23 protein-coding genes are annotated in these 26,799 nt (G+C 70.5%); 15 read left to right on the forward strand and 8 right to left on the reverse strand.

Going from position 1 to position 26,799, the window contains the following annotated elements:
* Positions 1-11 precede the first annotated feature (11 nt).
* From MTDSW087_RS11035 to MTDSW087_RS11045, 3 genes are all read right to left on the reverse strand, one after another.
* A complete protein-coding gene (locus MTDSW087_RS11035; protein WP_144763748.1) occupies positions 12-650 on the reverse strand; it encodes a LemA family protein in 639 nt (212 codons plus the stop codon).
* A 200-nt stretch (positions 651-850) separates the two neighbouring features.
* Entirely contained in the window at positions 851-1,387 is a 537-nt protein-coding gene (locus tag MTDSW087_RS11040) for a GcrA family cell cycle regulator (protein WP_144763750.1), read from the reverse strand.
* Between the two features lie 386 nt (positions 1,388-1,773).
* Positions 1,774-2,208 (reverse strand): hypothetical protein, encoded by a 435-nt coding sequence (locus tag MTDSW087_RS11045; RefSeq protein WP_238178988.1) that lies wholly within the window; start codon positions 2,206-2,208, stop codon positions 1,774-1,776.
* Between the two features lie 261 nt (positions 2,209-2,469).
* Here MTDSW087_RS11045 and MTDSW087_RS11050 point away from each other — a divergent pair, with 261 nt between their 5' ends.
* The 3 genes from MTDSW087_RS11050 (at position 2,470) to MTDSW087_RS11060 (ending at position 6,643) form a co-directional block, all read left to right on the forward strand.
* The gene (locus tag MTDSW087_RS11050) at positions 2,470-3,222 is read left to right on the forward strand and encodes a PRC-barrel domain-containing protein (RefSeq protein ID WP_238178990.1); all 753 of its coding nucleotides are present in this window, start codon (positions 2,470-2,472) and stop codon (positions 3,220-3,222) included.
* Complete coding sequence (locus MTDSW087_RS11055; RefSeq protein WP_144763752.1) at positions 3,219-4,589, forward strand: MFS transporter; 1,371 nt, start codon at positions 3,219-3,221, stop codon at positions 4,587-4,589. The genes MTDSW087_RS11050 and MTDSW087_RS11055 overlap by 4 nt, the downstream gene beginning before the upstream one ends.
* Positions 4,590-4,879: 290 nt before the next feature.
* The gene (locus tag MTDSW087_RS11060) at positions 4,880-6,643 is read left to right on the forward strand and encodes an ABC transporter ATP-binding protein (protein WP_144763917.1); all 1,764 of its coding nucleotides are present in this window, start codon (positions 4,880-4,882) and stop codon (positions 6,641-6,643) included.
* 129 nt (positions 6,644-6,772) lie between these two features.
* Here MTDSW087_RS11060 and MTDSW087_RS11065 read toward each other — a convergent pair whose 3' ends face one another.
* Positions 6,773-7,168 carry a response regulator gene (locus tag MTDSW087_RS11065; protein WP_144763754.1) on the reverse strand — a complete coding sequence of 132 codons (396 nt, stop codon included), beginning with the start codon at positions 7,166-7,168 and terminating at the stop codon, positions 6,773-6,775.
* 394 nt (positions 7,169-7,562) lie between these two features.
* On the opposite strand from MTDSW087_RS11065, the gene MTDSW087_RS11070 reads away from it, so the two are divergent.
* The 3 genes from MTDSW087_RS11070 to MTDSW087_RS30100 all read left to right on the forward strand — a co-directional run bounded on the left by MTDSW087_RS11070 (position 7,563) and on the right by MTDSW087_RS30100 (position 10,265).
* Positions 7,563-8,354, forward strand: coding sequence for a class II glutamine amidotransferase (locus MTDSW087_RS11070; RefSeq protein ID WP_144763756.1), 792 nt, complete (start codon positions 7,563-7,565; stop codon positions 8,352-8,354).
* A gap of 245 nt (positions 8,355-8,599) precedes the next feature.
* Positions 8,600-10,042 (forward strand): NAD-dependent succinate-semialdehyde dehydrogenase, encoded by a 1,443-nt coding sequence (locus tag MTDSW087_RS11075; protein WP_144763758.1) that lies wholly within the window; start codon positions 8,600-8,602, stop codon positions 10,040-10,042.
* 58 nt (positions 10,043-10,100) lie between these two features.
* Positions 10,101-10,265, forward strand: a complete 165-nt coding sequence (locus tag MTDSW087_RS30100) for a hypothetical protein (RefSeq protein WP_186383816.1) — start codon at positions 10,101-10,103, stop codon at positions 10,263-10,265.
* A 134-nt stretch (positions 10,266-10,399) separates the two neighbouring features.
* Here MTDSW087_RS30100 and MTDSW087_RS11080 read toward each other — a convergent pair whose 3' ends face one another.
* Positions 10,400-11,410, reverse strand: coding sequence for a 1-aminocyclopropane-1-carboxylate deaminase (locus MTDSW087_RS11080; RefSeq protein ID WP_144763760.1), 1,011 nt, complete (start codon positions 11,408-11,410; stop codon positions 10,400-10,402).
* Between the two features lie 128 nt (positions 11,411-11,538).
* Here MTDSW087_RS11080 and MTDSW087_RS11085 point away from each other — a divergent pair, with 128 nt between their 5' ends.
* Positions 11,539-12,027, forward strand: a complete 489-nt coding sequence (locus tag MTDSW087_RS11085; RefSeq protein WP_144763762.1) for an Lrp/AsnC family transcriptional regulator — start codon at positions 11,539-11,541, stop codon at positions 12,025-12,027.
* 92 nt (positions 12,028-12,119) lie between these two features.
* Here the strand turns inward: MTDSW087_RS11085 and MTDSW087_RS11090 are convergent, their stop codons facing one another.
* Together MTDSW087_RS11090 and MTDSW087_RS11095 are read right to left on the reverse strand one after the other, a co-directional pair.
* Positions 12,120-13,538, reverse strand: a complete 1,419-nt coding sequence (locus tag MTDSW087_RS11090) for a DEAD/DEAH box helicase family protein (protein ID WP_144763764.1) — start codon at positions 13,536-13,538, stop codon at positions 12,120-12,122.
* A gap of 23 nt (positions 13,539-13,561) precedes the next feature.
* Positions 13,562-14,428 (reverse strand): NAD(P)-dependent oxidoreductase, encoded by an 867-nt coding sequence (locus MTDSW087_RS11095; protein WP_144763765.1) that lies wholly within the window; start codon positions 14,426-14,428, stop codon positions 13,562-13,564.
* A gap of 225 nt (positions 14,429-14,653) precedes the next feature.
* On the opposite strand from MTDSW087_RS11095, the gene MTDSW087_RS11100 reads away from it, so the two are divergent.
* From MTDSW087_RS11100 to MTDSW087_RS11135, 7 genes are all read left to right on the forward strand, one after another.
* A complete protein-coding gene (locus MTDSW087_RS11100; RefSeq protein ID WP_144763767.1) occupies positions 14,654-16,711 on the forward strand; it encodes a carbon starvation CstA family protein in 2,058 nt (685 codons plus the stop codon).
* Positions 16,712-16,716: 5 nt separating this feature from the next.
* Positions 16,717-16,938 carry a YbdD/YjiX family protein gene (locus MTDSW087_RS11105; protein ID WP_144763769.1) on the forward strand — a complete coding sequence of 74 codons (222 nt, stop codon included), beginning with the start codon at positions 16,717-16,719 and terminating at the stop codon, positions 16,936-16,938.
* Positions 16,939-17,036: 98 nt separating this feature from the next.
* A complete protein-coding gene (locus MTDSW087_RS11110; RefSeq protein ID WP_144763770.1) occupies positions 17,037-17,237 on the forward strand; it encodes a DUF3606 domain-containing protein in 201 nt (66 codons plus the stop codon).
* Positions 17,238-17,348: 111 nt separating this feature from the next.
* The gene (locus MTDSW087_RS11115) at positions 17,349-17,783 is read left to right on the forward strand and encodes a tellurite resistance TerB family protein (protein WP_144763772.1); all 435 of its coding nucleotides are present in this window, start codon (positions 17,349-17,351) and stop codon (positions 17,781-17,783) included.
* A 26-nt stretch (positions 17,784-17,809) separates the two neighbouring features.
* A complete protein-coding gene (locus MTDSW087_RS11120) occupies positions 17,810-19,081 on the forward strand; it encodes a DUF898 family protein (protein ID WP_144763774.1) in 1,272 nt (423 codons plus the stop codon).
* A complete protein-coding gene (locus tag MTDSW087_RS11125; protein ID WP_144763776.1) occupies positions 19,081-20,211 on the forward strand; it encodes a M48 family metallopeptidase in 1,131 nt (376 codons plus the stop codon). The genes MTDSW087_RS11120 and MTDSW087_RS11125 overlap by 1 nt, the downstream gene beginning before the upstream one ends.
* Before the next feature lie 467 nt (positions 20,212-20,678).
* Positions 20,679-23,927 carry an efflux RND transporter permease subunit gene (locus tag MTDSW087_RS11135; protein ID WP_144763778.1) on the forward strand — a complete coding sequence of 1,083 codons (3,249 nt, stop codon included), beginning with the start codon at positions 20,679-20,681 and terminating at the stop codon, positions 23,925-23,927.
* Positions 23,928-23,964: 37 nt separating this feature from the next.
* Here MTDSW087_RS11135 and MTDSW087_RS11140 read toward each other — a convergent pair whose 3' ends face one another.
* Complete coding sequence (locus MTDSW087_RS11140; protein ID WP_144763780.1) at positions 23,965-24,654, reverse strand: HAD family hydrolase; 690 nt, start codon at positions 24,652-24,654, stop codon at positions 23,965-23,967.
* A 187-nt stretch (positions 24,655-24,841) separates the two neighbouring features.
* On the opposite strand from MTDSW087_RS11140, the gene MTDSW087_RS11145 reads away from it, so the two are divergent.
* Complete coding sequence (locus MTDSW087_RS11145; protein WP_144763782.1) at positions 24,842-26,797, forward strand: putative bifunctional diguanylate cyclase/phosphodiesterase; 1,956 nt, start codon at positions 24,842-24,844, stop codon at positions 26,795-26,797.
* Positions 26,798-26,799: the final 2 nt, after the last annotated feature.

A 26,799-nucleotide genomic window follows, 5' to 3' on the forward strand; every position in this document is an offset into this window, starting at 1 on the left:
TGGGGCGCCGCCTAGAACTTCACGTTCGGCGGCCGGTCGGCGTCGCGGGTCGCCGTGAAGGTCTCCATCGGCTTCGACTCCGGGTAGAACCAGCTCGCGATCCAGCGGCCGGGTATGGTGCGGATCTCGGTGTTGTAGGCCTGGACCGCGCCGATATAGTCGCGCCGCGCCACCGCGATGCGGTTCTCGGTACCCTCCAGCTGCGATTGCAGGGCGAGGAAGTTCTGGTTCGACTTGAGGTCGGGATAGCGCTCCACCGTGACGAGCAGGCGGCCCAGCGCGCCGCTGAGCTGGTTCTGCGCGTCCTGATATTCCTTGAACTTCTGCAGATCGCTCACCGTGCCGGCATCGACCTTGACGCTCGACGCCTTGGCCCGCGCCTCGGTGACGCCGATCAGCACGTCCTTCTCCTGCTGGGCGTAGCCCTTCACCGTCTCGACGAGGTTGGGGATCAGGTCGGCCCGGCGCTGGTACTGGTTCTGCACCTCGCTCCAGGAGGATTTCGCCTGCTCCTCCAGGGTCGGCACCCGGTTGATCGCGCCGCAGCCGGAGAGGCAGGTGGCGAGCACCAGCGCGAGGACGGCCGAGGCGATCCGCGCGAGCGGGGAGGCGTTTGCGCCCGATCCCCGCGACCAAGCCCGTGCCTGCATGACCCTGCGCCCCCGATGACACGCGGCAGCCCGCCGCACCCTGCCTAGATAGGAGCGGAAACGGCCGCATTCAGCCCCGTGATCCCGCTCGCAGGGCTGTTCTTCGAGCGGATCGGCCGGAATCCGCTCGCCCGAACGAGAAAAGCCCATCCGGATGCCGGATGGGCTTCATTCCTGAGGTCAGGGCCCGACCAGTCCGCTCAGCGGAAGCCGGCGACGCGCCGGTCACGCTTGCGCTCGGCGGCGGGTTGGTAGGCGATCTCGGCGTGATGCGTGCAATAGGGCAGGCCGGTGATGCTGCGCGCGCCGCAGAACCGGAATTCCGGCGTGGTCGGATCGCCGAGCGGCCAGCGGCACATGGATTCGCGCAGGTCCATGATGGTCACGCGCTGCGACACGGCGAGCGCCACCGGCTCCGCGGGTGCAGGGGGCGAGGCCGGGATCGGGAAGTCGGGCGCGGGGCGATGGGTGACGATCGCCACCGGCTCGGGCGCCTCGGCCTCGACCACGGCGATCGCGGCCTCGATCTCCTGGGCAGGCTGTGTGCGGGCCAGCGGCTGGCCGTCCTCGGCCGCCTTCGCCCGACCGCCAAGGCCCAGGCGATGCACCTTGCCGATCACGGCGTTGCGAGTGACGCCGCCGAGCTGCGCGGCGATCTTGCTCGCGCTCTGGCCGTCCTCCCACAGGCGCCGGAGAAGCGCCACGCGCTCGTCCGTCCAGCTCAGACCCGCTTCCATCGTCCCCCCTCCCAACCCTGCGCGCCTGCCGGCCGCCCTCTCGGTCGGCACGGGATCGGCGCGCGATCAGGGCGTCCGCACGGGCCGGCTGCCCGCACGAACGCTGTCAGCCGGTTCGAGCCCGGCCCCCACCACGCAATCGGTCTGGTCGCCTCGGAGGGGCTACCCCCGGCGACGCAATGGAACCTACAGGAGGGCTCGCGGCGCTTGCAAGGGTCGGGGAACCGGCGGCGCCGGACTGCGTAGGGGCTGTCCACCGGCAAAGCCGGGTACGCAGCGCGGGCGCCCGAAACGAAAGAAGCCGCGCCCGGCCGTCTCGCGGCCTGGCTCGGCTTCCAGGGTTCGAAGATCCTCCGCGGGGAGGATCGCGCGTTGGAAATCGCGCTTTAGAAGCGCCCGCCCACGCCCATGCCGCCGCTCGGCGTCAGGGCCGGGGCCATGCCGCCGGAGCTGGAGCCGCCGCCCGCCGAGCCTTCGAGCTCCTCGCGGCGGATGCGCCGCTCGGCGGGCGCCTCGGCGCGGGTCTCGCCGCGCACGTTCTTCGGCAGGTCGAGGCGGCGGGTCGGGGCGGTGGCGGGCGGACCCGCATCCGGGTCGACGTCGGCGCGCGCGGTCCGGGTGGGGACGCTGCCGCGCAGCGAGGGCGGCGGACCGACATCGCCGGCCGGCATCACGCCGCCGCCGCCGCCGAGGATCTGGCCGAGGCCGCCGCCCACCGACTGGCAGCCGCCGAGCGCCGCGAGGCAGACGGCGAGCAGCACCGCGCGCCGCGGTCGCGCGCCGAGCGCACGAAGCGCCGGGTTCAGGGGCGACAGGGGCATGGGGTCGATCCTCGCGCTTCTCGGAGCCGCTTGGTGCACGGCCCGCGTCGTTCAGGTGCCTCTCTACGCCGGAGATTGCGCGAAAACCAAGGCACAACCTGTGGCCGGCCTGCCGCGGCCCGGAACTTGCCGTGCTAGACGAGGCCGGATCCACAACTTCGCCTTGGTCGGCGTTCAAGGACCGCGCGCCCCCTGGCGGAACCTGCTCCCAAGGCCGCGGTTGTGCCGCCAGCCGAGACGCCCCAACGACAAGGACACACCGTGTTCAGACTCGACCGGATCCTCGCGACCGCGACGATCGCCCTGTGGGCCGCGTCCGCTTCGGCCGAACCGCCACAGGCCGGGGAGGGGGGCTCGCAACCGGGCACCACGCAGACCGCGCCGCCCGCGGCTCCGCCCGCCGCGCAGCCGCAGCCCGCCCTGCAGCCGGCTCCCCAGGCCGCCCCGCAGACGGTGCCGTCGCAGCCGACCGCGCCTCCGGTGGCCCAGCCCGTGCCCCAGCAGGGCACGCCAGCCACCGTGCTCGACACGCAGGATTACGAGAGCCTGCTCGGCAAGGGCGTGCGCAGCGCGAACGGCGACGAACTCGGCCGCGTCATCGACGTGATCATCGACAAGGATGGCCGCCCGCGCGCCGCGATCATCGATTTCGGCGGCTTCCTCGGCGTCGGCACGCGCAAGATCGCCGTGGACTGGCGGGCGCTCCGCTTCAACACGGACGGCAAGCCCGGCCGCCTCTCGCTGCAGCTCAGCCGCAACCAGGTCCGCGTCTCGCCCGAGTACAAGGCCGGCGAGCCGGTCGTCGTGCTCGGCCCCGCCAGCCCCTCCACCGAGGGCGAGCAGCCGGGAAGCACGCCGCAGGCCCAGGCTCAGCCGCCCGCACCGGCGCAGCCCCAGCCGGCCAATGTGCAGCCCGCCCAGGCCCAGCCCGCGGCGCAGCCCACCCCGCCAGCCACACCGCAAGCCGTCCTGCCCTCCGTCGAGAAGCCGCCGGAGAAGGCCCCGGATAAATGACGGTGGTTCGCCCGAAAGACCGACGTGCCATCCCGCACCGGGAACGCGAAGTGCCTCGTCATGAACTCCGTGCTCGCCCGCTCCGGTTGAAGGACGCATCCCCCGAGGCCCCGCGCGAGGCGGCTCCGGCGATGCCCGAGCCCGTTGCGGGGATCGGCGCGGAGGTCTCGCGCGGCAGCCGCCGGGGCCTCGACGCCTTCGCCTTCTTCGTCGCCAACCTGCAGACCGGTTTCGGGCCCTTCCTCGCCGTCTATTTCTCCCAGGCGAAGTGGACGCAGTCGGATATCGGCTTCGCGCTCACCGTGGGCAGCCTCGTCAGCCTGCTCGGGCAGGTGCCGGGCGGGGCCTTCGTGGACGCCGTGCGCTCGAAGCGCTTCGCGGCGGGCGTGGCGGTGATCGGGATCTCGGCGAGCGCCCTCGCCCTGGCCCTCTGGCCGAGCTTCCTCATCGTGCTGCTCGCCATGGCGGCGCATTCGGCGGCGAGCTGCGTGCTGACGCCGGCCATCGCGGCAATCAGCATCGGCCTCGTCGGCCATGCGCGCGCGGGCGAGCGGCTCGGCCGCAACGCGAGCTTCCAGGCGCTGGGCAACGCGCTCGCCGCCGCCGGCATGGGCGCCTGCGGCTACTACCTGACCAACGATGCCGTCTTCTACCTCACCGCCGCCCTGATGGTGCCGACGCTGATCGCGCTCTCCCGCATCCGCGCCGACGAGATCGACGCGAACGTGCGCATGCAGGAAGCCGCGTCCGCGCCCGCCCCCGCGGAGACGGGCGCCCTGCGCGCGCTCCTGCGCAATCGCGGGCTCCTCGTCTTCGCCGGCTGCATGACGCTGTTCTTCCTCGCCAACGCGGCGATGCTGCCGCTCGTCGGCAGCGCCCTGACCCTACGGGCGAGCGAGACCGCCACCGTCCTCGTCGCGGCCTGCATCATGGTTCCGCAGGCAGTGCTCGCCGTCTGCGCACCGGCCGTCGGCCGCGCCGCCGAGCGCTTCGGGCGCTGGCCTGTGCTGCTCGTCGGCTTCGCCGCCCTGCCGCTGCGGGGCCTGCTGCTCGCCTACACCACGAACCCCTATCTCCTGGTGGCGATCCAGGTGCTCGACGGCGTCTCCGCCTCGGTGCTCGGGGTGATGGTGCCGCTCGTCGTCTCCGATCTCACGCGAGGCACCGGCCGCTTCAACCTCGCCCTCGGCGCGGTCGGCACGGCGATGGGCATCGGCGCGGCGCTCTCGACCTCGCTCGCCGGCATCATGGCGGACCGGCTCGGCAGCCACCCCGCCTTCCTCGGGCTCGCGCTGGTCGGCCTCGCTGCCACCCTTCTCGTCGCCTTCGCGATGCCGGAGACGCGCCGGGACCCCGGCGCGCGCTGAGCGCGGCACCGAAATCGCTTACCGGTCAAGCGACGTTCAGATTGGACGCGTAAAAGGTTATCCCGTGACCTGATCGGCGCGGGATGCTGCAACATATGGCGACGCTCTCGCGTTGCCGCCCTGGAGCGCTCTCCGCTGCCGTGGAAGCCGGTTCGGCGTCGGAGAGCGCGACGAAACAATCGGGTGGATCCGGACCCGGCCGTGACGCGGCCGGGTCCGGATCCACGCCCTGTCCGCCCGTATCGCTCCGCCGCCCGTCAGCGTCGTTCGAATTCGAGATGGTCATCGCGATGGAAGACCTCTGCCAGTACGCCGAAAGGCCCTTCGCCTTCGTCGGGCGCTACCTCAAGCGGCGCGCCCTGCCGCACGCCGTCATCCTGGTCTCGGTGCTCGGCGCGGTCGCCTTCTCGGTGAGCACGGACTACGCCCTGAAGGGCGTCGTCGACGCCCTCGGCAAGGGCCCGGAATCCGGCCTCGTCTGGAGCGCGCTCACGCTCCTGATCATCTTCATCGCGGCCGACAACATGCTCTGGCGCGTGGCGGCGCTCGTCGGCGCCTTCACCTTCGTCGGCGTGACCGGGGATATCCGCCGCGACCTGTTCCGGCACATGACCGGTCACTCGCCGACCTTCTTCGCCGACCGGCAGCCCGGCACGCTGGCCTCGCGCATCACCGCGACCTCGAACGCGATCTTCACGGTCGAGAACATGTTCGTGTTCAACGTGATGCCGCCTTGCGTCGCGGCCGCCGGCTCGCTCGTCTACATCGCCACCGTCAACGTCACGATGGCGGCCGTGCTCGCCGCGGTCTTCGCCTCGGTCGTGATGCTGATGTTCAAGATGGCCTCGGCCGGCAAGCCGCTGCATCACGACTTCGCCGCCAAGGCCGCGAGCGTCGACGGCGAGATGGTCGACCTCGTCGGCAACATGCCGCTGGTGCGCGCCTTCTCGGCCTTCAAGCGCGAGGGCGTGCGCTTCGAGGGCACCATCGCCACCGAGATGAGCGCGCGCCGCGCCTCGCTCCTCTACCTCGAGAAGCTGCGCATCGTGCACGCGGTGCTCACCGTGCTCGCCATCTTCGGCCTGCTCTACTGGGCGATCTCCATGTGGCAGGTCGGCCAGGCCACCAACGGCCAGGTCGTGCTCGTCTGCACGCTGGGCATCCGCATCCTCGCCGCGACCCGCGACCTCGCCGTCGCCCTGGTGGACGCCACCCAGCACACCGCCCGCCTGTCGGAGGCCTTGCACACCCTGCTGCAGCCGCACGACCTCGTCGACCATCCGGAGGCGAAGGCGCTGACCGGCCACGGCGCGAAGATCGACTTCCAGCACGTCGCCTTCGACTATCCGGACGGCCGCGGCGTGTTCACCGATTTCGATCTCGCCATCGAGCCGGGCCAGAGGGTCGGCCTCGTCGGCAAGTCGGGCGGCGGCAAGTCGACCCTGTTCTCGCTGATCCAGCGCTTCTACGACGTGAAGAGCGGCCAGATCCTGATCAACGACCAGAGCATCGGCCTCATCACGCAGGAATCCTTACGCGAGGCGATCACCGTCGTGCCGCAGGACGTGTCGATGTTTCACCGCTCCCTGCGCGAGAACATCCGCTACGGCCGCCCCGACGCCACCGACGAGCAGGTCTGGAAGGCGGCCGAGGCCGCGCATTGCACGGACTTCATCAACGCCCTGCCGGAAGGTTTCGACACGATCGTGGGCGACCGCGGCGTGAAGCTCTCGGGCGGCCAGCGCCAGCGCATCGCCATCGCCCGGGCGATCCTGAAGGATTCGCCGATCCTGCTCCTCGACGAGGCCACCTCGGCCCTCGACGCGGAATCCGAGGAGGCGATCCGCCACGCGCTCGCCAACCTGATGAAGGGCCGCACCGTCATCGCCATCGCGCACCGGCTCTCGACCTTGAAGGATTTCGACCGGATCGTGGTGCTGGAGGGCGGCCGCATCGTGCAGGACGGCTCGCCCGAGAAGCTGACGCATCTCGACGGCTTCTACCGCGAGCTGATCAAGAAGGAATCGCTCTCGATGGCGCTGGCTGCGGCCTGAGAGCCTGTTTTGAGCCGGATCGACCGATCATCATCGGGATCCGGCCCGTCCCACCAAACCACCTCAGGATGAGGTCGTGGACTGGATGGATGGGGGCGAGCGGGATCTTCGATCCCGCTCGATCCGGCCTCAGGCCGCGGCGCGGGCCGCGAGCGTCGCGTGCTCGGCCTGGACCAGCACGTCGAGCACCCGCCAGGGCTTCTGCATGAAGACGGCCTGGCGCGGCAGGCGGTCGTCGGCGCGGGCGTCGTAGCCCGAGGTCACGATGACCCGCACGTCCGGCCAGCGGCGCTCCACCGTGCTGGCGAGGGCGAGGCCATCCATCGCGCCGGGCAGGCGGACATCGGCGAAGAGCAGGGCGACGTTCACGTCGGGTCGTTCGAGCACCGAGATTGCGGCTTCCGCGCTCTCGCATGCGATGACGTCCATGTCCGTCTCTTCGAGGACGGCGGCCGCGAGATCGCGGACCGCGGCGTCGTCCTCGACCACGAGTGCGACGGGACAGTCGGGCAGGGCGTGGCCCATGAGGTCTCCTTCACATCTGGATGCCGGTCTGATTCCTTCCCGGGCGCAGTCTCTGCCGGACCGCTGATTCCCCCCGAGTCGGCCATGCTGCGCCGTCTGGAACGCGCGAACAAGAGTCGGACGGCCGATGCCGAGGCCTTCGGCCCATCCGCAGCGCGCACTTGCAACACTGCGACGCCAACGCGCGCGCAGGCCTCGCGTTTCCCGCCCGTTAAGACATCGTTCACCACCCGGACCGGACAGTTACGGTTCCATGACGGGAACGGAACGCGTCTTGCGTAGCCGTTCCGGAACGCCCTCACGCCGAGACCTCGGTGGCGCCTTCTCCCCTCCTTGGCGAGGACGCAATCGCGGTGCTCATGCCCGGACCCCGAACAGGAGGTGTGCGTCTGCCATGTGCCGCTTTCTCGCCTACAGCGGTGAGCCGGTCTTCCTCTCCGATCTCGTCTGCTCCCCCGTGCACTCCCTGGTGCACCAGTCGCTCCACGCGGACGAGGGGAAGACCGAGACCAACGGCGACGGCTTCGGCATCGGCTGGTACGGCGAGCGACCCGAGCCCGGGATCTACCGGGACATCTCCCCGGCCTGGTCGGACGAGAACCTGGCCAACCTCTGCGGGCAGGTGCGGGCGCGGACCTTCTTCGCCCATGTGCGCGCCTCGACCGGCACCGCGACGGCGCGAGCGAACTGCCACCCCTTCGCGCATGGCCGCCACCTGTTCATGCATAACGGCCAGATCGGCGGCTATCACCGCATCAAGCGGCGTATCGAGGCGCTGATCCCGGACGAGTACTACGATGGGCGCCGCGGCAGCACCGATTCCGAGGCGATCTTCCTGCTGGCGCTGGCCAACGGCCTGAAGCAGGACCCGGTCGGCGCCATGGCCGAGACCATGGCGCAGGTGCGCGGGCTGATGCGGGGGGCGGGGATCGCCGAGCCGCTGCGCTTCACCGCCCTCCTCACCGACGGCGAGGAGCTGACCGCCTATCGCTGGGCCTGCGACGGGCGCCCGCCGAGCCTCTATTACCGCGAGGGCGAGACCGGTCTCGTCGTCGTCTCCGAGCCCATCGACGGCTGCCGCGAGGGCTGGACCGTGGTGCCGAAGGGCGGGACGCTGCGGGCGCGCCGCGGCGGCGCCGTCACGGTGGAGCGCCCGGCGGCCGAGGCCGCCCTCTGCGCTGCCTGATCCTGCCGCCGCGCGATCGAAGCGGAGATCGAATCGGCAAGCCCGCGCGACGGCGCGGCGGCGGCCGTCCGCCGGGCGCGTCGATCCCGGCCATGGGTCGGGATCGACGCACTTTGGTATGAGACGGCCGAGCCTCGCCCCCATCGGGTAGGAGCCATGCCGGAGCGCGCCTTGTCGCGGACCGGCCGGTGACAAACATGGCACCCGCCGGCCCGCGAGGCCGGGCACGAGCGACGGCTGCCCCGATGTCTTCCGAGTATCCCGACACCGAACTCCATATCGGCGGCGCCTGGACCGCCGGGTCCGACCGGCAGACCCTGCCCGTCCTCAACCCGGCCACCGGCGAGACCATCGGCCGTTGCGCCGTCGCCACCGAATCCGATCTCGACCGGGCCCTCGAGGCCGCCGCCCGCGGCTTCGCCGCCTGGCGCAAGGTTGCGCCCTTCGAGCGCGCCAAGGTGATGCGCAAGGCCGCCGACCTGCTGCGCGAGCGCGCCGACGCGATCGCCCGCATCATGACCCTGGAGCAGGGCAAGCCGCTGGTCGAGGCCCGCCTCGAGACCCTGGCGGCGGCCGACATCATCGACTGGTTCGCGGAGGAGGGGAAGCGCGCCTACGGACGCGTCATCCCGGCCCGCGCCGACGGCGTCCTGCAGATCGCGGTGAAGGAGCCGGTCGGGCCTGTCGCCTGCTTCACGCCCTGGAACTTCCCGATCAACCAGGCGGTGCGCAAGGTCTCCGCGGCGCTCTGCACGGGCTGCTCGGTGATCCTGAAGGGCCCCGAGGACACGCCGGCCTCCTGCGCCGCGATGATCCGCGCCTTCCTCGATGCGGGCGTGCCGGGCGACGTGCTCTCGCTCGTCTACGGCGACCCGGCTGCGATCTCGGGCTACCTCATCCCGCACCCGGTCATCCGCAAGATCTCGTTCACCGGCTCCACCGCGGTCGGCAAGGAGCTCGCCGCGCTCGCCGGGCGCCACATGAAGCGGGCGACGATGGAGCTCGGCGGCCACGCCCCGGCGATCGTGTTCGAGGATGCCGATGTCGAGAAGGCGGTGACGGTGCTCGGCGGCACCAAGTTCCGCAATGCCGGCCAGGTCTGCGTCGCGCCGACCCGCTTCCTCGTGCACGATTCCGTCTTCGACCGCTTCGTGGACGGCTTCACCGCCGTCGCCAAGGCGGTGAAGGTCGGCGACGGCCTCGATCCCAGCACGAAGATGGGACCGCTGATCCACAGCCGCCGCCTCGACGCGATGGAATCGCTCGTCGCCGACGCCACGGCGCAGGGGGCGACCCTGAAGACCGGCGGCAAGCGCATCGGCAATCGCGGCAACTTCTTCGAGCCGACCGTCTTCACCGAGGTGCCGCTCACCGCCCGCATCATGAACGAGGAGCCGTTCGGGCCGATCGCCGCGATCCAGCGCTTCTCCAGCGAGGAGGAGGTCCTGGAGGAGGCCAACCGCCTGCCCTACGGCCTGGCCGCCTACGCCTATACCCGCTCGACGGAGCGGGCGACCCGGGTGGCGCAGGGGGTCGAGAGCGGCATGATCTCGATCAACCACCACGGCCTCGCGCTGCCCGAGGTGCCCTTCGGCGGCGTGAAGGATTCGGGCTACGGCAGCGAGGGCGGCTCCGAGGCGCTGGAGGCCTATCTCGTCACGAAATTCGTCACCCAGGCGAATTTCTGAAACGTCTTGCCTGTCCCGCGCGTTCGCTCCCGATAACAAGTCATCAGGGAGCGAGCCCGTGAGCCAGATCTACACCGACGGCCGTCCGAACTCGGCGAATTCGCCCGAACACCGCCGCGGCCAGAGCGTCGATAGTATCGACCAAACCGGCAGCGTCACGATGCTGGGCCTCGCGGCGGCGGGCGCCGCCGCCGCGAGCCTCCTGCTCCTCGCCATCGTCTGAGGCCGAACGCGCTCTCCTCACCGTGCGGGGAGGAGCGGGAGGTGGGGGGCCAGGATGGATCGCAGCAGTGGCGCTTGCACCACCCCCACCCCTGACCTCTCCCCGCCAGAGGGAGGGGAATGGGCTGCGACGGCTCAGCCGTTGCGGAAGGTGTAGCTGTATCCGTTGATGGCCGGCGCGCCGCCGAGATGGGCGTAGAGCACCTTCGAGCCCGTCGGGAAGTAGCCCGTCTTCACGAGGTCGATCATGCCCTGCATCGACTTGCCCTCGTAGACCGGGTCCGTGATCATCCCCTCGAGCCGGGCGGAAAGGCGGATCGCCTCGACGGTCTCCTTCGAGGGCACGCCGTAGACCGGGTAGGCGTAGTCCTCCAAGAGCACCACGTCGTCGGCGACGATGTCGCCCGCGCCGACCAGGGCGGCGGTGTTCTGCGCGATGTCGAGCACCTGCGCCTTGGTCTGGGCCGGGGTGCAGGAGGCGTCGATGCCGATGACGTTGCGGGCGCGCCCGTCCGCCGAGAAGCCGACCAGCATGCCGGCATGGGTCGAGCCGGTGACGGTGCAGACGACCACGTAGTCGAACGTGATGCCCATCTCGGCTTCCTGGGCCCGCACCTCCTCGGCGAAGCCGACATAGCCGAGGCCGCCATACTTGTGCACCGAGGCGCCCGCCGGGATCGCGTAGGGCTTGCCGCCTTCCGCCTCGACCTCGGCGATGGCCCGCTTCCAGCTGTCGCGGATGCCGATGTCGAAGCCGTCATCGACGAGTTGCGCCTCGGCGCCCATCAGGCGCGAGAGGAGGATGTTGCCGACCCGGTCGTAGACCGCGTCCTCGTGCGGCACCCAGGCCTCTTGGATCAGCCGACATTTCATGCCGATCTTGGCCGCCACTGCGGCCACCATGCGGGTGTGGTTTGACTGCACGCCGCCGATCGAGACGAGGGTATCGGCGCCGCTCTTGATCGCGTCCGGCACGATGTATTCGAGCTTGCGCAGCTTGTTGCCGCCGAAGGCGAGGCCGGAATTGCAATCCTCGCGCTTGGCGTAGAGCTCGACGCCGCCGCCGAGATGGGCGCTGAGCCGCTTCAGGGGCTCGATCGGGGTCGGTCCGAAGGTGAGGGGATAGCGCTCGAAATTCGACAGCATGGGAGTCCTCGCGGAACGAAAGCCCCTGGACGCTAACAGACACTTCGCGGAAGGTGCTCCCGAAATGACGGCGTTGGCCGGAAGCAGGGCGGCTTAGCTGTCACAAATGCCGTTGAAGCCTTCCGAAAATGCCGTCCTTGGCGAAAGGATCTTCCGTGAGCGCCCTGGACCGGATGGACCTGCGGATCCTGCGCCTGCTGCAGCAGGACGGGCGCATGAACAACGCCGAGATCGCCAAGCGCGTGAATACCAGCCCGGCCACCTGCCACCGCCGCACGCAGCGGCTGTTCGAGGAGGGCTATGTGCGCGGCGTCCGCGCCGAGATCGCGCCGGACAAAGTCGAGCGCGGCTCGCTCGTGATGGTCGGCGTGGTGCTCGACCGCTCGACGCCGGAGAGCTTCGGCGCCTTCGAGGCGGCGGTGCGCAAGGTGCCGGCCGTGCTCGATTGCCACCTCGTGGCGGGCGATTTCGACTACTTCCTGAAGATCCGCGTGCGCGACATGGCCGATTTCAACCGGCTCCACAGCGAGACGCTGATCGCGCTGCCGGGCGTGCGGCAGACGCGGACCTTCTTCGTGATGAAGGAGGTCATCGACAACGCGCCGCTCGCCCTGTGAGGGCGTGTCTCACCATCCTAATCCTCGATCTCAGGATGAGGTGGTTGGATGGAATTGCCAGGGATCGCCGCCCTGGGGCTGGACAAGCCGCCTCATGCCGCCTGGTCGAGGCAGGCGGCGATGGCGTCGATCAGGCGGGTATCCTCGCCGGCCATCGCGTCCATGGCCGCCATGCGGCGCAGGACGGTGCGGGTGATCGCCTCCTCCACCGTGTCCTCGGCGAAGGCGTAGTGGATCACCGCTGCCTCGCCGTCGCGGTGGCAGCGGCCCTCGATCTGGGCCAGTTGGATCGCGCTGTGGCGCATGTCGTGGACGACGAGGGCCCGGCTCCGCTCGCCGCCCGGCATCTCGTTGCGGTGGAGCGAGATCGATTCCGTCACGGTGAAGACGATGGCGTCGAGCTGGCCCGTCTGGAAAGCGACGCGCTCGGCCTCGTTGACCTCGGCCGCCTGCGTGCCGTCGATATTGCCGACGCGCCAGCCGCGCCCGCGCAGGGTCTCGGCCAGAGCCGCCCCCGTCTCCAGGAAGGCCACCGAGAGCGCGACCTGCTCGTCGGCCTCCAGCAGCAGGTCCGCGAAATCGGCCGTGCCCGCCACCCGCAGCAGGCTCGCCTTCTGCCGGAAGCGCAGATCCGCCGCCCAGCCGGCCGGCCGCCGCGTGCTGCCGCCCGCCAGCCCCCATTCCCGGCGGAATTCCCGCCAGGTCGCGTCGTAGAGCCGGCGCTCCTCCGGCTTCAGGGCGGTGGGGCTGAGCTCGCGCTGCACCTCCGGCCAGCCGGCGATGTCGGTGGGGCGCCGCCGCAGGCCGATGGCGCCCGTGCCCGCATAGAGCAGGTCGGCCATCACCGCGCAGTCGCGGGCATTGGCCTGCCACGACCAGTTCACCCAGCGGCCCTTGGCGCGGCCGATGCCGAGACGCTGCATCAGCGCGCGGAACTCGGCCAGCGTGCCGGTCGGCTGCCCGACGGCCGCGCCGAGGAGGGCGCCGAGATAGCCGAGCTCGTGCGGGGCCTGGCCCGCAGTCGCGCTCATATAGACCGTGAAGGCGGCGGCCTCGGCGAGGTGGCGGCAGACCAGGGTCTGCTGCGCGTAGGGATTGCGCAGGCGGTGGCTCTCGTCGAACACCACCAGCGGCCAGGAGCGCTTGAGGCTGCCGTGCTTGGCCAGCGCGTTGTTGCGCGCCCGCGCCGAGCGCCGGGCGGGGGCGGCCTCTGAGGCCATCAGCGACTTGGTGCGCTCGTAGTTGATCAGCGTCACCGCCTTGGCCGGGAGGCCGGCGTCGCGGATGGTGCGCCGCCATTGCGGCATCGCGCCCTTCGGGCAGACGACGAGCACCTCCGCCTCCGGCATGGCCGCGAGCGCCGACCAGACCGAGAGGGTCTTGCCGAGGCCCGTCGCGTCGCCGAGCAGGAAGCCCGGGCGCCCGGAGGCCCGCGCCGCCAGGATCGCCCGCGCCGCCTCGGCCTGATGCGGCCGCGGGACGAGGGCGCGGGCCTGCGCGACGGCGGTCACCGGCGGACGGCCCGCGGGGTGGTTCAGCGCTCCAGCCGGGCGACGAGGCTCGACGTGTCCCAGCGCCCGCCGCCCATGGACTGGACTTCGGCGTAGAACTGATCGACCAGCGCGCTCACCGGCAGCTTAGCGCCGTTCCGGCGGGATTCCTCCAGCAGGATCGCGAGGTCCTTGCGCATCCAGTCGACCGCGAAGCCGAAATCGAACGTGCCGGCATTCATGGTCTTGCCGCGGTTCTCCATCTGCCAGGAGCCGGCGGCGCCCTTCGAGATCACCTCGAGCACCGCCTCCACGTCGAGGCCGGCGCGCTTGGCGAAGTGGACGCCCTCGGACAGGCCCTGGACGAGGCCGGCGATGCAGATCTGGTTGACCATCTTGGTGAGCTGGCCGGCACCCGCCGGGCCCATCAGGCGGCAGGCCCGGGCGAAGGCCATGATCGCGGGCTCGACCTTGGCGTAGGTCTCCGGCTCGCCGCCGCACATCACGGTGAGCACGCCGTTCTCGGCGCCCGCCTGCCCGCCGGAGACCGGCGCGTCGACGAAGCCGAGCTCGGCCTCGGCCGCGGCGGCCGCCAGCTCCCGCGCCACCTCGGCCGAGGCGGTGGTGTGGTCGACGAAGGTGGCTCCGCGCTCCATGCCGGCGAGCGCGCCGTCCGCACCCAGCACGACGCTGCGCAGGTCGGCGTCGTTGCCGACGCAGGCGAACACGATCTCGGCGCCGCGCGCCGCCTCGCGGGGCGTCGCAGCGGAGGCGCCGCCATGGGCCTTCACCCAGGCCTCCGCCTTGGCGGGCGTGCGGTTGTAGACCGTGACGTCGTGACCCTTCTTGGCGAGGTGCCCGGCCATCGGGCCGCCCATCACCCCGAGGCCCAGGAACGCAACCTTCGCCATCATGTCTCTCCGCCGCTCGCGGCCGGTCCGGCCCGCACGATGTGCGGTCTAGATTTCGCGGCAGATCCGGTCAAACGGCCCGGGCCGGCGGGATCGACCAATGTTGAGGGCCGCCGCGATGTGTTCCCAAAACGGAGGGTGCCCTATTCTCAGATGGAGCCGCCTGCGCCAAAAGGGCGGCTCTTGCCGGCCGCTGAAGAGCCGGACCTCTGGAGTGGGACGCCGATGGGCGCGATCAGCAAACACGGGCCATGGGCCCTCGTCGGGGCGCTCGGCGCCGCGGCACTCTCCATCGTGGCGATCGAGCGCGGGGAGGCGGTCAACGCCCTCTGGCTCGTGGTCGCAGCCGTCTGCGTCTACCTCATCGCCTACCGCTATTACGCGAAGTTCATCGCCGACAAGGTGATGCGCCTCGACGCCAAGCGCGAGACCCCCGCGGTCCGCCACAATGACGGCCTCGACTACGTCCCCACCAACAAGTCCGTGCTGTTCGGCCACCATTTCGCGGCCATCGCGGGTGCCGGCCCGCTGGTCGGTCCGGTGCTCGCCGCGCAGATGGGTTACCTGCCCGGCATGCTCTGGATCCTCGCCGGCGTCGTGCTCGCCGGCGCGGTGCAGGACTTCATGGTGCTGTTCATCTCGATGCGGCGCGACGGGCGCTCGCTCGGCGAGCTGATCCGCTCCGAGCTCGGCACCATCCCCGGCATCATCGCCCTGTTCGGCACCTTCCTGATCATGGTGATCCTGCTCGCGGTGCTGGCCCTCATCGTGGTCAAGGCGCTGGCCGAGAGCCCCTGGGGCACCTTCACCGTGATGATGACGATCCCGATCGCGATGCTGATGGGCGTCTACACGCGCTACATCCGCCCGGGTAAGATCGGCGAGGTCTCGATCATTGGCTTCCTCCTGCTGATGGCCGCCATCGTCGGCGGCGGCAGCGTCGCCGCCCACCCGGTCTGGGGCCCGGCCTTCACCTTCACCGGCACGCAGCTCTGCTGGCTGCTGATCGGCTACGGCTTCGTCGCCTCGATCCTGCCGGTCTGGCTGCTCCTCGCCCCGCGCGACTATCTCTCGACCTTCCTCAAGATCGGCACCATCGTGGGCCTCGCGCTCGGCATCGCCGTGGTCGCGCCGCACATGCAGATGCCGGCGATGACGAAGTTCGTGGACGGCACCGGCCCGGTCTGGTCCGGCCAGCTCTTCCCCTTCCTGTTCATCACCATCGCCTGCGGCTCGGTCTCGGGCTTCCACGCGCTGATCTCGTCGGGCACCACCCCGAAGCTGATCGCCAACGAGATGGATGCCCGCTTCATCGGCTACGGCGGCATGCTGATGGAATCCTTCGTGGCGATCATGGCGCTGGTCTCGGCCTGCGTGATCGATCCGGGCGTGTACTTCACCATGAACTCGCCCGCCGCCCTCCTCGGCACCACGCCGGAGACCGCCGCCGCGGCCGTGACCAAGCTCGGCTTCGCGATCTCGCCTGAGACGATCACCCAGACCGCACAGGATGTCGGCGAGCACACGATCATCTCGCGCGCCGGCGGCGCCCCGACCCTCGCGGTCGGCATGGCCCACATCATCTCCTCCGCCATCGGCGGCAAGGCGATGATGGCCTTCTGGTACCATTTCGCGATCCTGTTCGAGGCGCTGTTCATCCTCACCGCGGTGGATGCGGGCACCCGCGCCTGCCGCTTCATGGTGCAGGACCTCGTCGGCCTCGCGGTGCCGGCCTTCAAGGAAACGGCGTCCTGGGGCCCGAGCATCGTCGCCACGGCGATCGCGGTGGGCGCCTGGGGCTACTTCCTCTACCAGGGCGTCACCGACCCGCTCGGCGGCATCAACACCCTGTGGCCGCTCTTCGGCATCTCGAACCAGATGCTGGCCGCGGTGGCGCTGACCCTGTGCACGGTGGTGATCTTCAAGATGAAGCGCGAGCGCTACGCCTTCGTCACCATCATCCCGACGATCTGGCTCTGCATCTGCACCCTGACGGCGGGCTGGCAGAAGATCTTCTCGGCCGACCCGCGGATCGGCTTCCTGGCCCATGCCGACCGCTACGCGACGGCGCTCGCCGAGGGGAAGGTGCTGCCGCCGGCCAAGAACGCCGACCAGATGGCGCAGATCATCTTCAACGACCGCATCGACGCCGTCCTCGCGGCGATGTTCATCGGCCTCGTCCTGGCGATCGCCGCCTTCGGCATCCTCTCCTGCCTCAAGGCGCTGCGCGCCTCGAGCTGGACGGCGCTGGAGAGCGATCCGCGCGCCGTTCCCGCGGAGTAGAGCCGATGCAGGCCGGGCAGAACCTGATGGCGCGCTGGAAGACGCTCTCGAAATGCGTCTGCGACGGCGCCAAGCTGATGGTGGGGCAGGGAGATTACGCGGCCTATGCCGAGCATGTCCGCCGCACCCACCCGGACCGGCAACCGATGAGCGAGCTGGAGTTCTTCCGCAACCGGGAGAACGCCCGCTTCGGCGTCGGCAACACCAGCGGCTTCCGCTGCTGCTGACGGGACTCGGGGTCAGCCCCGGGGACCAAAAGCCGGCGCCCGCGCGTTTGCCCGACGCGCGGGCGTTTCGCGTCCGCAGGGAGGATCCGGAGCGGCGGATGGCGGAGGGGACGGGCGGCACGGCGCACGAGCCGAAGCGGGTGAACACGGCCGAGCCGTGGGAGCGCGCCTACTGGGCGCGGCGCTTCATGGTGCCGGTGGAGCAGGTGGTGGCGGCGGTGGAGGCGGTCGGCGACGAGCCCGAGCGCGTGGCCGCCCATCTCGGCCGCGAGTGGCCGGGCCACGAGCCGGTGACCTGAGGCATCCGGGCCGCGCCCGGGCGCGGACGCGCCTTCCGCCGTGCGCAACCGTGCCGAAGCGCTTGACTCGCCGGGGGCAATGCCTGCCATTCCTCGGGCGGGGAGAACGGCATGAGCATTCTTCAGGACGCTATCCTGCGCTTCGGCCGGACGATCATGTCCTATGCCGGCGACGCGGTCTTCTTGCAGGCTTCCGTCTCGGCCGCGGCCAACGTGATCGTGGCCGACGGCGACATCGACGAGGAGGAGGTCGAATCGGCGATCTCCGGCATGCGGGCCAACCCGATCCTCGAGAAATCCTACGACACCCTACGCATCGAGCAGGAGCTCTACGAGGCGATCGCCCGGGCCAAGACCCGGGCCGGGCGGCTGGAGAACCTGCGTCACGCCCAGGCCATCGCCGAACGCCCGATCGAGCAGCGCCAGGACGTATTCCTGATCGCCGCCGACGTCGCGGATTACGGCGGGATCAGCGAGATCGAGCACAAGGCCCTCGACGAGATCGGCGCGGCCCTGCAGGTGGACAAGTCGACGCTGCTGAGCTGACCGGCCCCGTGCCCGCGGAGGATCGCATGGATACGAGCCCCCGGGCTCCGGGCGGCAGGGGCACGGCCGTCGCCTTCGACGCGCGCCTCGACGGCCTGACCGGCATCGCGGTGAAGGGCTTCCTGCTCTCGCTCGTGACCTTCGGCATCTACCGATTCTGGTACATGACCAACCTGCGGCGCTTCTTCTGGAGCCGCACCCTCGTGGACGGCTCGCCGGCCGAGTACACGGGCAGCGGCAAGGAGCTGTTCCTCGGCTTCCTGGTGGCGCTGGCGATCCTGGTGCCGGTCTATGTCGGCCTGTTCGCCGTCTCGCTGCTGTCGCCGTCCCTGGCGCCGTTCTCGGCACCGATCTCCTTCCTCGTCCTGTTCCTGCTCGGGCAATACGCGCTCTATCGCGGGCGCCGCTACCGGGCGATGCGCACCCTGTGGCGCGGCATCCGCCTCGGCCAGGACGGCTCGGGCCTCGCCTATGCCGCGCGGGCGGCCGGCTGGTGGCTCCTCCCCCTGCTCCCCCTCGGGCTCGCCTTCCCCTTCATGCGGGCGGGCCTCGAGCGCTCCCGCATCCGCCACACCCTGATCGGGGTCGAGCGGATGGGATCGACGGCGCGGGGCCGCACGATCCTCGGGCCCTGGCTGCTGATCTACGCCGTCGCCCTGCTGCCGCCGCTGGCGCTCGGGCTCGCCTTCCTGGCCGCCGCGGATTTCGCGCCTCCGACGGATCTCTTCGTGTCGAAAGGCGGCAAGGGCGCCACGGGAATCAACCCGGACTATGACGGGACGACGCTCGGGCTGCTGCTCGTCGGCTTCTTCGGGGCGCTCGCCACCTGCCTGCCGCTCGCGCTGCTCCTCGTCCCCTTTTACCGGGCGCGGGAGACGCGCGCCTTCATGAACGCGGCGAGCCTGGGCGACGTCCGCCTCGTCTCGACCCTGCGCGCCCGGCAATTCTACTGGCCCTACCTCGTCTACGCCCTCTCGCTGATCGGGTTCGTCGCGCTGCTCGGCCTGATCGTGGCGCTCCTCGCCTTCGCCGTGCGCAGCGGCGCGGGGACGGGGGGCATGTCGATCCTGCATCTCGTGATCGTCCCGCTCTATCTCGGCGGCGCGCTGGTCTTCGCCGTGCTCTACGTGCGGGTGATCCAGGCGCGGCTCTGGGCGGCGGTGGCCAACACCACCACGGTGAGCGACGCCGAGGGGCTCGGCCGCATCCTCGCCGCGGCCCGCGGCCCCGGCAGCGGGCTGCAGGAGGGCCTCGCCGACGCGCTCGATGTCGGCGGCGCGCTCCAGATCGGCTTCTGATGGCGGCAGGCCTCACGGCGCAGGGCCGCTACTTCGACGGTGCCAGCGCCCGGCCGCACCCGGTCACGGTGAGCCTCACCGACCGGCTCGCGGTCTCCGGCCCCGGGATCAGCCGCGACTGGAACCTGCTGGACCTGCGCGCCACAGAGACCGTGCCGCCCCTGACCCGCGTCGGTGCGGCGGGGGAGGCGGCCCGGGTCGAATTCTCGGACGAGGCCCTGGCGGCTGCGCTCGCCGCCCGCTGCCCCGACCTCTACCGGCGCGAGAGCCGGGGCGGGACGCTGCGCCTCGTGCTCTGGTCCGTCGCGGCCGGACTCTCGGTGCTGCTGGTGGCGGTGTTCGGCGTGCCCGTCCTGGCCCGTCTCGCCGTGCCGCTGGTGCCCGACGCGGCGGAGACGCGGCTCGGCCGGGCGGTGGAGGAGCAGGTGGTCCGCCTCCTGAACGAGCCGCCGCTCTGCACCGACCCGGCGGGGCGCGCCGTGCTCGACGCCCTGGTGGCGCGGCTCGCGGGCGCTGCACCCGACCTGCCGCGCGACGTCGCGGTCTCGGTGCGCCGGAACGGGCTCGCCAACGCGCTGACCCTGCCGGGCGCCCGGATCGTGGTGCTCTCGGACCTGATCGCCAAGGCCCGCAGCGCCGACGAGTTCGCAGGCGTCCTCGCGCATGAATTCGGCCATGCCGCCCTGCGCGACCCGACCCGCTCCCTGATCCAGGCCTCGGCCACCTCGTTCCTGCTGAGCCTCGTGCTCGGCGATCTCACCGGCTCGACGGTGATCGTCGCGGTGGGGCAGGCCGCCCTCTCGGCGGGCTACAGCCGCGAGGCCGAGCGCGCCGCCGACGCCTATGCCGTGGCGCTGATGAACCGGGTGGGCGGCAATGGGGCGGCGCTCGCGGCCATTCTCGAGCGGATCGCCCGCGACGAGGGCGAGGACGATCTCGCCTTCCTGCGCAGCCATCCCTTCACCCGCGAGCGCGCCGCCGCGATCCGCGCGCAGGCCGGGCCGGAGGCCGAGGCCAAGCGGATCCTCTCCGAGGCCGAATGGGCGAGCCTGCGCGCCATCTGCGGGCCGGATGCCGCCAAGCCCGAGAAGTCCCGCCGCCGGCGCCCGGGCTCCGACGCGAGGCCCTGAGAAAGACCTGAGCGGATCGCCGTGGATCCCCTCTCCCCGCGCGCGGGGAGAGGGCTTCATGCCCCCTTGTCGGGGCATGAAGCGAGACGGCAGCCGGGGGTGAGGGGGCTTGAACGGACGAGTCACTTCCGGAATCGCCCCCTCACCCCCGCTCCGGCTTCGCCTTTCGCTTCCCACAGGGACGACGAGGTCCCTGTGGGCCTCTCCCCGCAAGCGGGGAGAGGGTGGATGCGCTGCTAGGCGAAGCGATCGACCGGTAGACGGCAGGAGGCGTCGGCCGGGCCTCGGAGGCCTGGCCCTACCCCCATGGTCCTTCGAGGATTCCGCGGTGCGAAAGCACTTCACGAAGAGGCTGCGAAAACCCGCGACACGGCCGCGCGCCGGCCATTTCGACATCCTCCCGAAACATTTACACCCCCGGTTGTACGACCGATCCCGCAGCGCCCCGGCTGGAGGGTGGAGACGGCATGGGCCTCGTTCAGTACGCGCTGAAGTTCCGCATCACGGTCTACGTGCTGGCCGTGCTGATGACGCTCGCGGGCGGCGCGGCGGTGATCGTCACGCCGAAGGACGTGCTGCCGGTCGTCGACATCCCCGTCGTCGTGGTGGTCTGGACCTATACCGGCCTCTCGACGCCGGAGATGGAGCGGCGGGTCACCACCTACGCGGAGTTCTCGCTCTCGAACAACGTCAACAACATCCGTCGGATGGAATCGACCACGCTGCAGGGCACGGCGGTCCAGAAGATCTATTTCGACGACGAGGTGAGCATCGACCTCGCCATCTCGCAGACGGTGTCGGCGATGAACTCGATCCGCGCCGCGATGCCGCCGGGCATCCAGCCGCCGATCGTGCTGCGCTTCTCCGCCTCCTCGGTGCCGGTGATTCAGCTCGCGCTCACCTCGACCAAGGAGAGCCTTACCAAGATCAACGACTACGCCCAGTACCGAATCCGCCAGCGCCTGGTTCAGGTGCCGGGCTCGACGCTGCCCTCGCCCTTCGGCGGCACGCCGCGCCAGATCATGGTCGATCTCGACCTGCACGCGCTCCAGGCGCTCGGCCTCACGGCGCTGGACGTGACGAATGCCGTCTCGGCCCAGAACCTCACCGTGCCCTCCGGCCTCGCCAAGATCGGCGAGCAGCAATTCCCGATCCAGCTCAACGCCACGCCCGAGGCGATCGAGGCGCTGAACCAGATCCCGATCCGCACGGTGGCCGGCCAGCCGATCCTGGTGCGCGACGTGGCCCAGGTGCGCGACGGCGGTCCGCCGCAGGTCAACATCGTACGCGCCGACGGCATCCAGTCGGTGCTGATGCGCGTGTTCAAGAACGGCACCGCCTCGACGCTCGACGTCGTCAACAACGTCAAGAAGGCGCTGCCGGACGTCCGCGCCGCCGCCCCCGAAGGGATGCAGATCAAGGAGCTGTTCGACCAGTCGGTCTTCGTCACCGCGGCGATCGAGGGGGTGCTGCACGAGGCGATGATCGCGGCGGGGCTCACCGGCCTCACCATCCTGCTCTTCCTCGGCTCCTGGCGCTCGACCCTCGTCGTCCTGATCTCGATCCCGCTCTCGATCCTGACATCGCTCGCCGCGCTCGCCGCACTCGGCGAGACCATCAACGTGATGACGCTGGGCGGCCTCGCGCTCGCGGTCGGCATCCTGGTCGACGACGCTACTGTGGCCATCGAGAACACCTACCGCCTGTTCGAGGAGGGCGAGCCCTTCCGCAAATCCGTGGTCGAGGGGGCGGCCAGCATCGCCAAGCCGACGCTGATCTCGACGCTCTCGATCTGCGCCGCCTTCACCTCGGTCTTCGCGCTCACCGACACGCCGAAATACCTGTTCACCCCGCAGGCGCTCGCGGTCGTGTTCGCGATGCTGACCTCCTACGTCCTGTCGCGCACCCTGGTGCCGGTGCTGATCGACGTGATGGTCGCCCGCGAATACGCCCAGCATCATGGCGGCGAGGTGCCGCGGCTGAGCCGGATCGGCCGGGCCTTCGGCCTGGTGTTCGGGCCGGTCTTCCGCGTGGCCGGCGCCTTCCGGCACGGCTTCGAGGCGCGCTTCGCCCGCTTCCATCGCGCCTATCTCGGCCTCCTGCACGTGGTGCTGGCCCGGCGCGTGGCGACGCTGGTCTTCGTCGGCCTCATCTTCGCCGGGACCGGGGTGCTCTTCACCTTCGTCGGACGCGACTACTTCCCGCAGGTCGCCTCCAGCCAGATCACCCTGCACCTGCGCACGCGGCCCGGCATGCGCATCGAGACCGCCGAGCAGACCTTCGCCGCCGTGCAGGCGACCGTGCGCGAGGTCATCCCCGAGAACGAGATCGAGCAGATCCTCGACAATATCGGCCTGCCGTCGAACAACTACAACTTCGCCTTCTCGGACGGCTCGTTCGTGGCCTACAACGACGGCCAGATGCTGATCAGCCTGAAGCAGGGTCACGGCTCGACGGCGCTCTACACCAAGCGCCTGCGCGAGGCCCTGCGCGAGCGCTTCCCCGACCTCGTGGTCTACACGCAGCCCTCGGACATCATCACGCAGATCCTGAATTTCGGCACGCTGGCGCAGATCGATATCCAGGTCTCGGGCCGCAACACCGAGAAGGACCTCGCCGCAGCGCAGCGGATCGTGCAGCGCCTCAAGGAGGTCCGCGGCGCCGTTGACGTGCATCTCCACCAGATCGTCGGCACGCCGCAATATTTCGTGGACGTCGACCGCCGCCTCGCCTCGGAGCTCGGGCTGACCCAGCAGCAGGTGGCGCAGGCGATGAACGTCTCGCTCGCCGGCTCCTTCCAGGTGACGCCGAACTTCTGGTCGGATCCGAAGACCGGCATCCCCTATCAGCTCTGGGTGCAGACGCCGGAATACCGCAACGACTCGCTGACGGCGCTTCGCAACACGCCGCTCCTCGTTCAGGGCGGCGGCGACCGGCCGGGCGTGCTGACGCTCCTGTCGAGCGTCGCCGATTTCCGGCGCCAGGGCATACAGACGGTGATCAACCACGTGAACACCGCGCCGACCTTCAACATCTACGCGGCGGTGCAGGATTCCGACCTCGGCTCGGTGGCGGCCGAGATCCGCACGATCGTGGACGAGGAGCAGAAGACACTGCCCGCACCGGACAAGATCACCGTCCGCGGGCAGATCGAGAACATGGATTCCGCCTTCTTCCGGCTCGGCATCGGCCTTTCGGTGGCTCTGGTCGCCGTCTACCTGCTGATGGCGGTGAACTACCAGAGCTGGGGCGACCCCTTCGTGGTGCTCCTCGCCCTCCCGCTCGCCTTCTGCGGCATCGTCGCGAGCCTGTTCGTCACGGGGACCACCTTCTCGATCCCCTCATTGTTCGGGGCGATCATGTCGGTGGGCATCGCTTCCGCCAACTCGATCCTGCTCGTCACCTTCGCCCGCGAGCACCGGGAGGCGACGGGCTGCTCGGCCCTCGAGGCCGCCCTGCTCGCCGGCGAGACGCGGCTGCGCCCGGTGCTGATGACGGCGGGCGCGATGTTCCTCGGCCTGATCCCGATGGCGCTCGGCACGGGGGAGGGCGGCGAGCAGAACGCGGCGCTGGCGCGCGCCGTGATGGGCGGCATCGCCTTCGGCACGCCCTCGACGCTGCTCTTCGTGCCCTTCCTCTACACGCTCCTGCGCAGCGCCCCGGTGAAGGCGCCTGCGGACTATCTCGGAGCGGAGCCGACGCCGTCCGCCTCTTGAGACGATGCCCCGGCGGATGACCTGCGACAGGGCCGCCTCAGGCGGCCTTGCGCGGCAGCAGCGCCTCGACGGCGCCGACGAGCTCGGAATAGTGCGAGATCACCCAGTCGGCGCCGAGCTCGCCCACGGGCGTGTCGGTGTAGCCGAAGGTCACGCCCACCACCGGGATGCCGGCGGCCTTGGCCGCGTCGATGTCGGCCCGGGAATCCCCGACCATCACCGCCCGGGCCGGGTCGCCGCCGGCGCGCTCGATCGTGTGCGTGATGTGGCGCGGGTCCGGCTTGAAGAACGGGAAGGTCTCGCGCCCGCAGATCGCAGCGAAGCGGTGGCCGATGCCGAGCCGGTCGAGCAGCTCGACCGCGTGCGGCTCGACCTTGTTCGTGCAGACGGCGAGGCGGAACCCGTCCGCCTCCAGCCGGTCGAGGGCCTCGACGAGGCCGGGATAGAGGTGCGACTTCTCGCAGAGATGCGCGCCGTAATGGTCGAGGAAGTCCAGGAACAGCTCCTCCTGCCGGCCCGGGCTCAGCGCCTCGCCCGCGGCGTCGAAGCCGCGGCGGATCAGCGCCTTGGCGCCGGCCCCGATCAGGTCGCGCGCCTCGTCGACGGGCAGCTCGGCGAGGCCCTCGTGGGTGAGCAGGAAGTTCAGCGTGCCGATCAGGTCGCCGGCCGTCTCGGCGAGCGTACCATCGAGGTCGAACACGGCGATCGGGGGCAGGGACATCGGCATTCTCGGCGCGGGAATGGTCCTCGCTAGCCGGAGCGGCGCCGCCGGGCAACCCGTGCCGCCCCGGCCCGACCGGCGCGGCGTGAGCGAATTTCGCTCAGGATGGCGGACGCAGCCCCGGCAAACCGTGCAATCGCCACTTAACCGATTATCCCTAGAACCGGATTCTCGAACGGCAGAATCCGACCCGATGTCCCTCCCGCACGTCGCCCGGCAATTCCTGTACGGTACCCGCGCCGACCCGGCCAACGACCGGATCGCCGTGCATCAGCTGGTGGAACTTCAGAAGCAGGTCCCCTCGCTCTACGCGCTGCTCTCGGTGAATGCCGGGGCGCTGGCCTGCACGCATTACGGCCTCGCGCCCGACTGGCTCACGGTCTGGCTGCCCGCCAGCCTCCTCGCCCTCTGCCTGATGCGCGCCGTCCAGTGGTGGCGCATGCGTCCCGGGGACACGAGCGAGGCGGACGCCCTGCGGCGGCTGCGGATGACCATCGGGCTCACCGCCGTCCTCGCCGTCGCCTTCGTGACCTGGGCGCTGGCGCTCGGCAGCTATGGCGGCCCGTTCGAGCAGGGCCACGCGGCGATCTTCGTGGCGATCACGGTGGTCGGCTGCATCTTCTGCCTGACGCATCTGCCGGTGGCGGCCTTCCTGGCCACGGCCCTGGTGATGGGCGTGTTCCTGACGCGCTGCCTGTCGAGCGGCAACACGGTCTTCGTGGCCATCGCGCTCAACACGGCCTTCGTGACCATCGTGATGGTGCGCATCCTGCTCGGCAATTTCCGCACCTTCATCAAGCTGATGGAGGCGCAGGACCGGGCGGAGCGCCTCGCGGAGGAGAATGCGCGGCTCGCCCATACCGACAGCCTCACCGGGCTGCCGAACCGGCGCTACTTCTTCCAGCGCCTCGACGCGCTGATCGAATCCTCGTCCGGGACCGGCGCGCCCTTCGTCCTGGCGATCTTCGACCTCGACCGCTTCAAGCCGATCAACGACACCTACGGCCACACCGTCGGTGACCGGGTGCTTGCCGAGACCGGGCGGCGCCTCGCCCGCTTCGCGGGCACCGAGGTCACGGTCACCCGGCTCGGCGGCGACGAGTTCGGCGTGCTGATCCGTGCGCCGGGCAGCCCTGAGGAGGCGGTGGCCTTCGCCGACCGGATCTGCGCGACCTTGCAGGAGCCGATCCGGCTCGGCGACATCCAGGTCGTGGCCGGCTGCTCCGGCGGCCTCGCCCTCTATCCCGATGCGGGCCGCGCCGCCGACGCCCTGTTCGACCGGGCCGACTACGCCCTCTACCACTCGAAGGAGGGGCCGCGCGGCGCCGCGACCCTGTTCTCGCAGAGCCACGAGGATGCGATCCGCGCCGAGCGCGCGGTGGAGACGGCGCTCCGCAGCGCCGACCTCGCCGCCGAGATGCAGGTCCACTACCAGCCGATCCTCGACACCGTCACCGATGAGGTGGTGATGGTGGAGGGCCTCGCCCGCTGGATCAGCCCGACCCTCGGTCGGGTGCCGCCGGACCGCTTCATTGCCGCGGCCGAGCGCGGCGGCATGATCCACGCGCTGACCATCCTGCTGTTCCGCAAGGCGCTGGCGGATGCCCGCCGCTTCCCGGCCCGGATCGGCCTGTCGTTCAACCTCTCCTCGCACGACCTCGCCTCGTCGGAGACCGTGATCGCGGTGATGGCCGCCGTGCGCGAGAGCGGGCTCGATCCGAAGCGCATCACCCTGGAGCTGACCGAGACCGCCCTGATGCGCGACTTCGAGCGGGCGCAGGAATCGATCACGGCCCTGCGCTTGCTCGGCATCAAGATCGCGCTCGACGATTTCGGCACCGGCTATTCGAGCCTCGGCTACGTCCACCGCCTGCCGCTCGACAAGATCAAGATCGACCGCAGCTTCATGGCCGATATCGAGACCGATCTCGGCCGCAGCGTGGTCTCGACCATCCTCGACCTCTGCCACAATCTCGGCTTCGAGGGCGTCGCGGAGGGCGTGGAGACGCCCGAGCAGCTCGCGGCCATGCGCCGGCACGGCTGCCGCTACGTCCAGGGCTACCTGATCGGCGCGCCGATGCCGCTGCCCGCGCTGCTGGAGAGCCTGGACGCCCGCGAGCGGGCCGTGGTGGGACGCCGCTCCGCGTAACG

This window comes from Methylobacterium dankookense (assembly GCF_902141855.1).
Taxonomy (GTDB): domain Bacteria; phylum Pseudomonadota; class Alphaproteobacteria; order Rhizobiales; family Beijerinckiaceae; genus Methylobacterium; species Methylobacterium dankookense.